9 protein-coding genes are annotated in these 12,658 nt (G+C 69.2%); 6 read left to right on the top strand and 3 right to left on the bottom strand.

The features are described from left to right. Nucleotides 1–84: 84 nt before the first annotated feature. The gene (locus CYFUS_RS02045) at nt 85–1,329 is read right to left on the bottom strand and encodes a YncE family protein (RefSeq protein WP_095983680.1); all 1,245 of its coding nucleotides are present in this window, start codon (nt 1,327–1,329) and stop codon (nt 85–87) included. Nucleotides 1,330–1,534: 205 nt separating this feature from the next. Here CYFUS_RS02045 and CYFUS_RS02040 point away from each other — a divergent pair, with 205 nt between their 5' ends. Beyond that, the gene (locus tag CYFUS_RS02040; RefSeq protein ID WP_232537304.1) at nt 1,535–3,397 is read left to right on the top strand and encodes a glycoside hydrolase family 71/99-like protein; all 1,863 of its coding nucleotides are present in this window, start codon (nt 1,535–1,537) and stop codon (nt 3,395–3,397) included. A 97-nt stretch (nt 3,398–3,494) separates the two neighbouring features. Here CYFUS_RS02040 and CYFUS_RS02035 read toward each other — a convergent pair whose 3' ends face one another. Then, entirely contained in the window at nt 3,495–4,442 is a 948-nt protein-coding gene (locus tag CYFUS_RS02035) for a hypothetical protein (protein WP_095983678.1), read from the bottom strand. A 355-nt stretch (nt 4,443–4,797) separates the two neighbouring features. After that, entirely contained in the window at nt 4,798–5,424 is a 627-nt protein-coding gene (locus tag CYFUS_RS02030) for a DUF2267 domain-containing protein (protein ID WP_157758187.1), read from the bottom strand. A 237-nt stretch (nt 5,425–5,661) separates the two neighbouring features. Between CYFUS_RS02030 and CYFUS_RS02025 the strand changes: the two genes are divergently transcribed. From CYFUS_RS02025 to CYFUS_RS02005, 5 genes are all read left to right on the top strand, one after another. Then, nucleotides 5,662–6,222 carry a Uma2 family endonuclease gene (locus CYFUS_RS02025; RefSeq protein ID WP_095983676.1) on the top strand — a complete coding sequence of 187 codons (561 nt, stop codon included), beginning with the start codon at nt 5,662–5,664 and terminating at the stop codon, nt 6,220–6,222. Nucleotides 6,223–6,287: 65 nt separating this feature from the next. Continuing rightward, complete coding sequence (locus CYFUS_RS02020; protein WP_095983675.1) at nt 6,288–7,136, top strand: aldo/keto reductase; 849 nt, start codon at nt 6,288–6,290, stop codon at nt 7,134–7,136. A gap of 49 nt (nt 7,137–7,185) precedes the next feature. Beyond that, nucleotides 7,186–8,190, top strand: coding sequence for a cysteine synthase A (locus tag CYFUS_RS02015; RefSeq protein ID WP_095991746.1), 1,005 nt, complete (start codon nt 7,186–7,188; stop codon nt 8,188–8,190). Between the two features lie 194 nt (nt 8,191–8,384). Then, nucleotides 8,385–8,825, top strand: a complete 441-nt coding sequence (locus CYFUS_RS02010) for a response regulator (protein ID WP_095991745.1) — start codon at nt 8,385–8,387, stop codon at nt 8,823–8,825. Continuing rightward, nucleotides 8,822–12,616, top strand: coding sequence for a bifunctional serine/threonine-protein kinase/formylglycine-generating enzyme family protein (locus tag CYFUS_RS02005; RefSeq protein WP_095983674.1), 3,795 nt, complete (start codon nt 8,822–8,824; stop codon nt 12,614–12,616). Before CYFUS_RS02010 ends, CYFUS_RS02005 begins: the two co-directional genes overlap by 4 nt. Nucleotides 12,617–12,658: the final 42 nt, after the last annotated feature.

Genomic DNA, 12,658 nt, shown 5'->3' with positions numbered 1-12,658 from the left:
GGGAGCAGCTGAGCCCCTCGAGCAGGTGTAGACGCGACGCGCTGGACGTCGCCAGGCATGTGCTCCGAGCTGAACCGGAGTTCTTCAGGGGAAGAGCGGCGCCGCGAGTTTCGCGGTGCGCGCACGCTGTGGGTGGTCGCCGACGGGGATTCGGGCCACTTCCTGCTCGGTCGCGTAGGAGAGGACCGACACGGTGTCGTCGCCCGCCACCGAGACGAAGCAGTAGTTGCCATCGGCGCTGGTGGTCGCCCAGTAGGTCCGCGCGCCGAGCGGGTGGATGCGGTAGCGGAGCGTCTCGCGTGAGACGATCGCCGCGTAGTTGGACATCGTTCCCGCCACGCAGAGCTTGGTCCCATCGCCGCTCATCGCGAGTCCGTGGTGGGCGGAGTCGAGGACGTACTGGTCACGGCGCAGCGCTTGGACTTCCTCGGGGACCGGCAGGTGGGCAAGCCGCGTCACGAGATCCTCCTGCAGGTCGTACTCCACGAAGCCGTGGAAGAACGACACCTGGAAGTAGAGGAACCGCTCGTCGGGGGAAAGCGCCATCGGCCGGACCGACGCACTCATGTCGGGCATCCCGAGCGCGGCGAGCTTCTGGCGCACGTTGATCCTCTTGAGGACCTGCAGCGTGCGCGCATCGACGATCTGGAGAAAGCGCTCACCCTTGGTGCCGTCCAGGTCCGGGGTATCGAACGGCGTGTAGACGAAGCCGATGCTGGCATTGAAGATCTTGCTGCCGTCGCGGGAGTAGTTGTTCTCGTGCGGGTTGTCCCCCGCGGGGAAGGAGCCGACGAGGTTCCCCGTGGCCGTGTCGATGATGTTCACGCGATTGGCCGTCGAGGCCGAGACGGCGAGCCGGGTACCATCCGGCGAGATGGCCATGTGGTCGGCGCGCTGACCGTCGACCCGCCTCCGCCACTGGATCCTTCCGGTGCCCACATGGATGGCAACGACGTCCGCGAAGCTGGGCCGCGAGACGTAGATGATCTGCCCGTCCTTCGAGGCGAACATGTCATCCACGAACTGATCGTGGCCCTCGCCCACCTGCTCGCGGATGAGCAGGAAGTACGTCAGGCGCGCCGGGTCGAGCAGGATCTCCTGCATCCGCTCGCTCTGGTCCGGAATCACGTTGATGCGCTTCAACCGCTGGTAGGTCCGCACGTCAATGACGTCGGCGGTCCCGTCCCAGTTGTTGCCGACCAACAGGACGTCGCGCATCGGCGTCTGGGCGGCGGCACTGAAAGAAATCAACATCGACACGGCGGAGAACAACGAAACGGCTCGAGCGCACCATCGACACAGGCTCACGCCCACTTGCTGGGTCATCATCGTTGGACCTCTCCAGGAGGAGTCAGCGTTGCAGTCTGAACCGCAACGCAAGGGGAGTTACCAAGCCACGCCGCGACATCGCCCCCACCAAAGGGAGGGGAAACACCCCCAACCCATTCCGCTCATCCACATTAAACGGCTTTATCCAATATTACTTGACAGTCAGGGTGCTGATTTGTACTCCTTCGGGATGAATGCAAGACGCTTGAGCAGGTTGCTGCTGGCGGTGTCCCTGGCGGTCAACGTGGCGGGATGCGTGGAGCAGGATGAAGCCATGCAGCCGCGCCCCACGGAACCAGCGGGTGAGGCGACACAGGCGGTCGTCTCGCAGGGGATCAAGGACAAGGTCATCGCCGGTTACCAGGGCTGGTTCTCGGCCTATGGTGACGGGTCGCCGGTCGAGCGGTGGTACCACTGGTCGGGGGGGACCTACCGGTCCAACCAGGGAATGCCCGCTCCGGGTTATCAGAGCTTCGATTTGTACCCGGACGTCTCGGAGTACCCGCCCGGGTCGCTCTTCCAGACCGGCTATGCGCCGCTGGGAAACGGAGCGCCAGCGAAGCTGTTCTCCTCGTACTCGGCGGACGTCGTGAACAAGCATTTCCAGTGGATGCAGCAGTACGGCATCGACGGAGCCGCGGTGCAGCGGTTCATGACGACGGATGGGGTGTTCATGGAGCACCGCAACAGCGTCGCCACCAAGGTGAAGACCGCCGCCGAGGCGACCGGGCGCCTCTTCTATATCATGTATGACATTTCCGGCATGGACGACGCCACCTTCGTCCAGATGATCAAGGACGACTGGACGAAGACGATCGTCGGCCAGCTCCAGCTCACCTCGTCCTCCCGCTACGCGGTGCAGGACGGAAAACCGGTGGTGGCCATCTGGGGAGTGGGCTTCACGGATCGGTCGAACTCCGCGGCACGCTCCTCGGAGCTCATCGACTGGTTCCGAGCCCAGGGCACCTATGTCATTGGCGGAGTGCCGACGAACTGGCGCACCAGCAGCGGAGACTCGAAGCCGGGCTTCACCGAGGTGTACAAGAAGTTCCACATGATCTCTCCGTGGACCGTCGGGCGCTACAAGCACGACGTGGAGATCGACAGCTACAAGAACACCCACGTGATTCCCGACCGCGACTACTGCGCCACCTACGGCATGGCCTACCAGCCGGTCCTGTTCCCCGGCTTCGCCTGGTACAACTGGAACGGCGGGCCGAAGAACGAGATCCCCCGGCGCGGGGGCACGTTCCTGTGGAGGCAGGCCTTCAACATCCGGAGCGCGGGCATCCCCGCCGCCTATATCGCCATGTTCGACGAGTACGACGAGGGAACGGCCATCGCGAAGGCGGCCGAGGACTCGTCGATGACGCCCACCAACCAGTACTTCCTCACGCTGAGCTCCGACGGCAGCTACATCTCCTCCGACTTCTACCTGCGCCTGGCGGGCAAGGCGACGCGGATGATCGAAGGGCTCGATGCGCTCACGCCGACCGTTCCCATCCCCTACACGAACGGACCCGTCTGGTTCCGCTCGGGTGGGGAGGAAACGGATGCCGCGCTCACGTGGAGCAACACCATCGATCCGACGGGAGGGGGAAGCGTGGGGGTGACAGGCCCTGGAGGCACCGGCAGCGTCGGGTTCGGCGTCGTCTCGGGCGAACGCGCCCACGGCGGAAGCAGGGCCCTGCGAATCTCCGGGCGCGATACCGCGGCCACGGGCTCCTTCGCGTACTTCAAGGCCTACGACGTCCACATCCCGGTGCAGGCGTCGACCCAGTTGTCCTTCTGGACCTACCCACAGAACAGCCTCTCCCAGCACGTGACCGTGGATCTCATCATGACGGACGGTTCGTCCCTGCGGGACTCGGGCGCGACGGACGTCAACGGCGTCGGCATGCACCCGGGAGCCAGCCGCGGCACCGTCAACGCATGGACGCAGACGACATCCCGGATCGGTCAGTGGCTCGCGGGCAAGACGATCGACAGGATCTTGATCACCTACGACTACGGTCCCCTGACGGGTGACTTCGTCGGCTACGTCGACGACATCGAAATCAGAGACTAGGCTCGGATGGGTGCGCGAGGCTGGGGGGCCCCGGAAGGTGCCCCCCAGAAGGTGTCAAACACCTCGTACGGCTTATACGCGCCGTCCGCGCGAGGACTCAGGGCATGGTGCGCAACTCGAGGTTGTCGAACCAGATGTCACCCACACCGCCGTCGGTGCCCTGACCGAAGCGGACCATGACCTGCTTGCCCAGCGGAACGCCAGAGGCAGGGGCGACGAAGGTCACGCCACTGGTCAGCACCCAGTCCGCCCCCACCGTGACGCGGCCCGTGACGAGCGCCACGAAGGAGGTGGGAGTGTTGTCGATCGCGGCGTAGCCGATCTGGTAGGGCACGACGCCCGTGTTGTCTCCCCCGCCCTGGGCATAGCTGCGGAAGGTGTAGCTCTTGTTGGCCTGGAAGCGCAGCCCGGGGATCAGCTGACCCACCGTCTCCTGGGTGCCGGCCGAGTAGTAGCCGAAACGGGCGCCCAGGCCCGAGTTGCCGTTGCGCGGATACTGGGCATGCCACGCCCAGGCTCCGTTGGGGCCCCAGTTGGCGATGGTGCCGTACTGGGCCGTGCTCTGCGTCTCCATGCTGCCGTTCTCGAGCAGGATGATCGTGCCGGTGTTGGGCGTGATGGTGACGGTGGCCGTCTCGGAGAGGTCGCCGCAGGTGGCGGTCACATAATAGGTCCCCACGCTCGGCGGGGTGAGCGTGCCCAGGTTGGCGGGATAGACCAGGTAGCCGTTGGGACCCGTCACGGTGAGGGTGGTGCAGCAGGAGGTGATCTGACCGGAGCCATTCTGGAACGCACCCACGTTGATGCTCCCTCCCAGCGTCATGGAGAGGGACTGCGACCAGGGAATCGTGATGTTCGGCTGCACGCGCGACTGGATCGAGTTGTAGGGACACGTGGCCAGGCTGGCGCCCTCCTCACGGAGTCCGGTGGCCCGCTCCGACAGCTCGGGGGTGGGGCCGCAGCCGGCCAGGCTCCATGCGGCGCCCAACACGGCCAGGGACACGCCGCGCCACGTCTGGAAGAAACTCTCTCGGTTATTGCTCATGGTTGTTGCCTTTCTTTGCCAAGGCTCCTCATGTCGAGCCTGGCGGGGATGGGAGGGGTCTGGCTATCGAGGTGATGCGAGCAGAGTCGACAGCGGCCCAGTGTCCCCTTTTTTCTTTTTCGCTACACACACCAGGACGCCAACCATTTACGTCAGGGCGCCAATGTCCCTTTCAAGCACGCGGCGTCGTTTGGGGATGGCAGGCCCAGCACCAGGACTCGGAAGAGTCCGGTGCGACCGCCATCGCCTATCCCTTGCCCGAGAAGCCCTTCCAGAATCAGTCAATCCCACCCCGCAATGGCAAAATGCCCGTCGCGCGGAAGGACCGTCCGCCCCAGTCGGTCCAACCTCGAGGTCACTTCCGCTCGCTCAGGGGACGGTTCGACCCGGAGTGTCCAGTCGCGAGGGTCTCCCCTTCGCGCTCCTGGGTGAGCCCGGTGGCACTGGAGAGCTTCGTCTCCCCATGGGGGTTGTCCGTGAGCACCACGGACTGGGATTGCGCCCGCTCGGGCCTGGCCTCGGACAGGGGATGCGTGCTTCCCGGCCGTCCCTCCGCGAGCGTCCCGCGGCTCGGCTCGAGGTGGACGGGCTCGAAGCGCTCGCCGGGCGCACGGGGTGAGAAGAGCGCCCCCATGGGCTCGGGGAGCTCCTCGCGGAGCCGGTGCAGCGTCCCCGGGGTCAGCGCCTCCGCGAGGAACTGGCAGACCACGTCCGCGAGTTCCACGGCGCGTCCGAGCGGTACCTGCATCCGGTCCGCGACACGCGCCTGGAACTCCGCGAGGTCGAAGTCCTGGCGGTCCACCCCTTCCCTCAAGCCCGCGGTCAGCGCGCCGGGAAGGTCATCCGCCACGGCCTGGATGACGGGCCAGCTCAAGCACTCGCCCAGGATGTCGAGCACCGCGCGCACGGTGCGCTCGGCGTCCTGGGTGCCAGCCTGTCCGGTGTGCTCGGCCACATCGGACAGAAGTTCCTCGTTCATCATCGCCATCCCTCCTCGCGAGCGGTGGCACCCAGGCAGGCGAGCCGTGAGAGTCACCCGTCGGGAGTGTCCATCTGAAGATGCGCATGGACGTCCGCGACAACACCGCCCGACTCCGGAAGAAACCATCAGCTACCCCATGTCAGAGGTAGGGTATAGCTTGTTCGCATGAATCCCGAATCCAGCGGTGCTCCCCGCCCGGCCCTTGAAGAGACACGCCCGGCTGCCCATGCTCCAGGCATGGGCGGCAGCCAAAAGCGCAAGGCGACCTACGCGGACCTGGAAGCAGTCCCGCCGCATCTCGTGGCGGAGCTGGTGGACGGCGAGCTGTACGCCAGTCCCCGACCCGCTTCCCCTCATGCGCTCGCGCAGAGCGCGCTGCTCGGAGTGCTCTACAACCCCTTCCACCAGGGAAGGGGAGGCCCGGGCGGATGGCTGCTCCTCTTCGAGCCCGAGCTGCACCTGGGCGAGGACGTGCTGGTGCCGGACCTCGCCGCCTGGCGCCGTGAGCGCATGCCGGAGATGCCCGACGTGGTGGGCTTCACCCTCGCGCCCGACTGGGTCTGCGAGGTGCTCTCTCCTTCCACGAAGTCACTGGACCGGGAAAAGAAGATGAAGGTCTACGCCCGCGAGGGTGTGCGCCACCTGTGGCTGGTGGATCCGCTGCGGCAATCCTTGGAGGTCTACGGGCTGCACGGCGCGCACTGGGAGCCGCTGGGCACGCACGGCGGTCCGGCCCACGTGCACGCCGAGCCCTTCACGCCCCTCCTCCTGGAGCTGAGTGTTCTCTGGGCGAGGTGACTCCGCCCCCGCGCCACAGGCCCCGCCCCCGCCCGCCGTATGCTCCGCACAGGAAGGGAAGGCACATGGAGAAGCGCGTCTTGGGAAGCACCGGGGTGGTGGTCCCCGTCATCGGGCAGGGCACCTGGCAGATGGAGGAGGATGATCCGGAGAGCGCCATCCGGGCCCTCCGGGCCGGGTTGGACCTCGGCCTGACCCACCTCGACACCGCCGAGCTCTACGGACAGGGTCAAGTGGAGGAGGACATCGTGTCCAAGGCCATCGCGGGCCGGCGCGACGAGGTGTTCCTCGTGTCCAAGGTGATGCCCTCCAACGCCACCGAGAAGGGCACCGTCGCCGCGTGCGAGCGGAGTCTCAAGCGGCTGCGCACCGACCGGCTCGACTGCTACCTCCTGCACTGGCCCGGCGCCCACCCGCTGGAAGGCACCGTGCGCGCCTTCGAGCGGCTGATGAGGGAGGGCAAGGTGCGCTCCTGGGGCGTGAGCAACTTCGACGTGGACGAGCTCGAGGAGGTGCTGGCGATCGCCGGGCCGGGCCGCATCGCGTGCAACCAGGTGCTCTACCATCTGGAGGAGCGCGCCATCGAGCACGCGGTCATCCCCTGGTGCGAGCAACAGGGCGTGGCCGTGGTGGCCTACAGCCCGTTCGGCAGCGGGAACTTCCCCGAGCCGGAGAGCCCGGGCGGACGCGTGCTCGAGGCCATCGCCCGCGCCCACGGCGTCACCCCCCGCCAGGTGGCGCTGCGCTTCCTCGTGCGCCGGCCCTCGCTCTTCACCATCCCCAAGGCCAGCCGCGAGGCGCACGTGCGCGACAACGCCGCGGCCGCCGCCCTCTCGCTCACCGAGGCGGAGCTGCGCCGCATCGACGAGGCCTTTCCCCTCGGGCCCGAGCCCGTCTCCCTGCCCGTCAGCTGAACGCCCCGCGAGCCGACGCCGCCCGCCACGCGCTATGCTCGGCCTCCACATGGCACCCCGCATTGGCTCGCTCTGGGATTCGGTTGGAAACACGCCGCTGCTGCGCATCGGCTCGCTCTCGCGCCTCACCGGGTGTGAGCTGCTCGGCAAGGCCGAGTTCATGAACCCCGGCGGCAGCATCAAGGACCGCGCCGCCAAGGGGATGATCCGCCGGGCGGAGGAGGAAGGGCGGCTCACGCCGGGGAGCACGATCATCGAGGGGACCGCCGGCAACACGGGCATTGGCCTGGCGCTGCTCGGCCGCGAGCGCGGCTACCGCGTCGCCGTCACCATGCCCGACAACCAGGTGCGCGAGAAGTACGAGTACCTGGAGGCCATGGGCGCGGAGGTCATCAAGGTCCCCGCGGTGCCCTTCTCCAATCCCTCGCACTTCTATCACCGCGCCCGCGCGCTCGCCGAGGAGCGAGGCTGGGTGTGGATGAACCAGTTCGAGAACACCGCCAATGGTGACTTCCACTACGAGACCACCGGGCCCGAACTGTGGGAGCAGTGCGAGGGCCGCGTGGACGTGCTCGTCAGCTCCGTGGGCAGCGGCGGCACCCTTTCCGGAGTGAGCCGCTACCTCAAGGAGAAGAACCCCGGCCTGCGCGTGGTGCTGGTGGACCCGCCTGGCTCGGGGCTCTACTGCCAGGTGCGCGAGGGGAAGATGGAGGGCTCGGGCAGCTCCATCACCGAGGGCATCGGCATCATGCGCCTCACGGAGAACTTCCGCCGCGCGCGGGTGGATGAGGCGATGCGCCTGTCGGATCAGCAGATGATCGAGATGCTCTACCACCTGGCCCGCGAGGACGCGCTGGTGGTGGGTACCTCGGCGGCCCTCAACGTGCGCGCGGCCTACGAGCTGGCCCGGCGACACCTCGGCCAGGGGCTGCGCATCGTCACCCTGCTGTGCGATCACGGCAGCCGCTACAGCTCGAAGATCTTCAACCCGGACTTCCTCGCCTCCAAGCAGCTCGAGGTGAAGCCCCTGCCCCCTCCCGACGCCCCGGTCTGAGAGACGCGTCTCGGCGGGGGCGCTCGCGGGGAATCCCTCTCATGGGTGCTCGCCCGGATGCTGGACGGCCCACGGAGCGTGAAGGCGGGGCGGGTGAATCCCGGAGAATCGCTGGAACTGTTCAAGCTCCACCGATTCTGACAGGATGGGCGCTCGCCCCCCTTCTCCCAGGCATGATGGACTCCGGCCACAAAATGTCCCCATCCGAGCTGGCGGAAACCGAGGTGGAAGCCTCCAGCCCAGAGGGACGCAAGGTCCTCGTGGTCGATGACTACGACGATGCCCGGGAGATGTACGCCGAGTACCTCGAGTATCTGGGCTACGAGGTGCAGACCGCTCGCGACGGGCAGGAAGCAGTCGAGCGAGCGCGCGAGTCCCATCCCGACGTCATCCTGATGGACCTGTCGCTGCCCGTGCTCAGTGGCTGGGACGCCACGCAGCAACTCAAGACCGACGAGGCGACCCGCGACATCCCCGTGATGGCGCTCACCGGCCACGTCTTCGAACCCTCGTCGGAGCGAGCCCGGGAAGTCGGCTGTGATGCCTTCGTCACCAAGCCCGCCCTGCCCGATGCGGTCGCCAGTCACATCCAGGCACTCCTGAAGAAGACGGGCAGCAAGCCACCCTCCCGGTGAGCGAGTCCGCGCAGCAACCTCCGGGTCCTCGCCTCCGCGGCGACTGGCAACCGCCCTCCGAGGTCGATGAGTACCGACTCCTGCGCCTGCTGGGCCAGGGTCGCACCGGGCGCGTCTACCTCGCCCAGGACACGCTCCTGGAGCGCACGGTCGCGGTGAAGTTCATCCCGGCGCTCGACGCGGACGCCCTTCCACGCTTCCTCATCGAGGCACGCGCCGCCGCCCGCATCCAGCACCCCAACGTCGCCACCCTCTACCGCGCCGGCCAGTTCGACGGGCATCCCTACCTCGTCTCCGAGTACATCCGGGGCACGAGCCTGGACCGGCTGCCCCGCCCCCTGCCGTGGCGGCGCGTGCTGGAGATCGGCGTGGGGTTGGCGCGCGGGCTCGCCGCCGCCCACCGCCGCAACGTCCTGCACCGCGACATCAAGCCCGGCAACGCCATCCTCGAGGAGACCGGCACGGTGAAGCTGCTGGACTTCGGCCTGGCGAAGCTCCTCGACGGGCCCGCGACGCCGCCACCCGAGTCCGACGACGACCCGGAGGAAGCACTGCCCGCCCAGGCCCCGCCCGGGCTCGAGCTGCCCTCGCTCACCCGGGGCACGCTCGTGGGCACGCCCTACTTCATGTCCCCCGAGGCCTGGGCGCGCGAGCCCGTCTCGGCCCGCGCGGATCTCTTCTCCCTGGGCGCGGTGCTCTACGAGCTCGCCGCCGGACAGGGCCCCTTCCGCCACGTACCCCCCCGGGAGCTGGCCCGCGCCGTCCGGGAGCAGGACGCACGCCCCCTGCTCCTGGCCCGTCCGGACGTGGAGGCGCGTCTGGCCGCGGTGGTGGACCGCTGCCTGCGCCGCGACCCGCTCGAGCGCTTCGCCTCCGCCGATGCGCTGCTGGAAGCACTCGAGGACGTGCGCACGGGCGACACCGCCCCACGCGTACCCGAGGGCAATCCCTACCGCGGCCTCAACGCCTTCCAGGAAGAGCACCGGGCGCTGTTCTTCGGCCGCCAGCGCGAGGTACGCGCCGTGGTGGAGCGGCTGCGCGCCAACGCCTTCGTGCTCGTCACCGGCGACTCCGGCGTGGGCAAGTCCTCGCTGTGTCTGGCGGGCGTCGTTCCGCGCGTCGTCGAGGGCGCGCTGGAGGATGGCTACACCTGGCGTCCGGCGCGGATGGTGCCCGGACGCCGCCCCATCTCCCTGCTGGCCGCCGCGCTCGCCCCGCACTTCCCGCTCGAGGAGGCGCGCATCGAGCAGCTCGCCCGCGAGGAGCCCACCGCGCTGGTGCGGGCCCTGCGCGCCTCGCTCGGGGAGAACACCCGCCAGGGACTGCTGCTGCACGTGGATCAGCTCGAGGAGCTGGTGACGCTCAGCGAGCCCGGGGAGGCGCTGCTCCTGGCCGAGCTGCTCGCGCAGTTCGCCTCGGGCGTGGCCGGGGTGCGCCTGCTCGCCACGGTGCGCAGTGACTTCCTCACCCGGCTGGGCGTGCTGCCCGGCCTGGGCGAGGCGCTCTCGCGGGCCCTCTACCTGCTGCGCCCCCTGGGCCGCGCCGAGGTGCGCGAGGTGGTGACGGGCCCCGCCCGCCTCAAGGGCGCGCGCTTCGAGTCCGAGGCCCTCATCCAAGAGCTGGTGGACTCCACCCTGAGCGCCGAGGGCGGGCTGCCGCTGCTCCAGTTCACCCTGGCGGAGCTGTGGGAGGCGAGGGACGCGGCCCGGGGCCTCATTCCCGCCTCGGCGCTGGAGGCGCTGGGGGGCGTGAGTGGGGCGCTCGCGCGCTACGCCGACGGCATCATCGCCCAGTTGCTGCCGGACCAGCAGGCGGCGGCCCGGCGGCTGCTCATGCGGCTCGTCACGGTGGACAACACCCGCGCCCGCCGCTCCGAGGCCGAGTTGCTGGGCCAGGAGCCCGCCGCGCCCGCCGCGCTGGAGGCCCTCATCCGCGCGCGGCTGGTGGTGGCCCGCCGCTCCGAGGAAGGCGCCTCCTTCGACATCGCCCACGAGGCGCTGCTCACCGGCTGGCCCACGCTCGCCCAGTGGCTCGCCGAGGCCCACGAGGCGCGCCAGCTCCACGCCCGGCTCGAGCGCGCCGCCTCCGAGTGGGAGCGGTTGGGCCGTCCCCGCGAGGCCCTGTGGGGCGCGAGGCACCTGGCCGAGCTCCAGGCTCCTCCCCAGGAAGCGCTGTCCGCCCGCGAGACGGTCTTCCTCGACGCGTCGCGCGGGGCCCTGCGCCGGGGCAAGCTGCTCACGCGTGCCCTGGCGGTGGGCTTCATCGCCTCCCTGGTGCTCGTGTACGCGGGGCTGAGGGTGAACGCCTGGTACACCCTGGATCGTCAGGTGCGCGCGCGCCTGGCCGAGGCCCGTCCCCTGCTGGAGCGCGCCCACGAGCAACGGCGCGCCCTGGAGCGCACCCGGGCGGAGTCCTTCGCCCTCTTCGACGCGGGCAAGCAGGAGGACGCCTCGACGCGCTGGGCCGAGGCGCTGCGGCTGTCGCGCGACACGGAGCGGGACTATCTGCTCGCCAGCGAGGCGATGGAGAAGGCCCTGGTGCTGGCGCCGGACCGGGAGGAGGTGCGCGAGGCCTTCGCCGACGTGCTCGCCGAGCGCGCGCTGCTCGCCGAGCGCGCCTTCCACCCCGGAGACCGGGACGAGCTGCTGCAACGGCTGAGCCTCTATGACACCTCGGGCACCCGGATGGTGCGATGGAACGCGCCCATGCGCCTGAGCGTGCGCACCCGGCCCACGGGGGCCACGGTGACGCTGGCCCGCTACACGCTCGTGGACGACCAGTACGTCCCCACCCCGGCGCCCGTCCCTGGCCCGACACCGCAGGAGGGACTGTCCCTGGAGCGCAGCTCGTGGCTGGTGGAAGTGAGCGCTCCCGGCCATGCCCCGGTGCGCTACCCCCTGCGCGCCGAGCCGGGCACGGAGCGCGTCCTGGAGCTGGTGCTCCCCGAGGAGCGACAGGTGCCCCCGGGCTTCGTCTACGTGCCGCGCGGCGCCTTCCTCTTCGGCACCGCCGCGGAGGAGAGCATCCGCCGCTTCTTCAACACCACGCCGCTGCACCCGGTGGAGACGGGCCCCTACCTCATCTCCCGCACCGAGGTGACCTATGGCGAGTACCTCGAGTGGCTGGAGACGCTGCCGCCCGAGCGCTTCGCCCGCCATGTGCCCCATGGAGCCTCGGCGACGTCGGTGAACGCCGAGGTGAAGCTGACGCGCTCGCCGGAGGGCTGGTGGCGCCTGCGCATCATGCCCAACGTGGTGGCCTACGAGGCGAAAGAGGGCGAGCCCATCCGCTACACCTCGCGCCCCCGCGACGTGGAGCAGGACTGGCGACGCATGCCGGTGGGGGCCATCGACTACGAGGATGCCCGGGCCTACGCCGCCTGGTTGGCGAGCACGGGCCGGGTGCCCGGGGCGCGGTTGTGCACCGAGTGGGAGTGGGAGCGCGCCGCCCGGGGCGCCGACGAGCGCGAGTTCCCCCAGGGCGACGTGCTCCTGCCGCACCAGGCCAACTTCGACGAGACCTACGGCAAGGTGGGCGCCAACTTCGGCCCGGACGAGGTGGGCCGTCACCCCGGCTCGCGCAGCCCCTTCGGGCTGGAGGACATGTCCGGCAACGTCTGGGAATGGGTCGACTCGGTGCTCGCGCCCGGCCGTCCGGTGGCTCGCGGGGGGAGCTACTACTACGCCGCCAGCACCGCCCGGGTCACCAACCGCGAGTCCCCCGAGCCCAATTTCAGGGATTTGAGCGTGGGCCTGCGTCTGTGCGCGTCGGCTCCACCCGGAGTGCAATGACAGCCAAACGACAGTCGCGGCGTCCAATCAACGACGCCTCAC

Source organism: Cystobacter fuscus (assembly GCF_002305875.1).
Lineage (GTDB): Bacteria > Myxococcota > Myxococcia > Myxococcales > Myxococcaceae > Cystobacter > Cystobacter fuscus_A.
This window is presented reverse-complemented; position numbering and strand designations above follow the sequence as displayed.

Coding starts and splice junctions, on each gene's coding strand:
- CYFUS_RS02035 (WP_095983678.1), bottom strand. CDS start 4,442: ATGAGCAATAACCGAGAGAGTTTCTTCCAGACGTGGCGCGGCGTGTCC.
- CYFUS_RS02025 (WP_095983676.1), top strand. CDS start 5,662: ATGGGCGGCAGCCAAAAGCGCAAGGCGACCTACGCGGACCTGGAAGCA.
- CYFUS_RS02010 (WP_095991745.1), top strand. CDS start 8,385: ATGTCCCCATCCGAGCTGGCGGAAACCGAGGTGGAAGCCTCCAGCCCA.
- CYFUS_RS02020 (WP_095983675.1), top strand. CDS start 6,288: ATGGAGAAGCGCGTCTTGGGAAGCACCGGGGTGGTGGTCCCCGTCATC.
- CYFUS_RS02030 (WP_157758187.1), bottom strand. CDS start 5,424: ATGATGAACGAGGAACTTCTGTCCGATGTGGCCGAGCACACCGGACAG.
- CYFUS_RS02015 (WP_095991746.1), top strand. CDS start 7,186: ATGGCACCCCGCATTGGCTCGCTCTGGGATTCGGTTGGAAACACGCCG.
- CYFUS_RS02045 (WP_095983680.1), bottom strand. CDS start 1,329: ATGATGACCCAGCAAGTGGGCGTGAGCCTGTGTCGATGGTGCGCTCGA.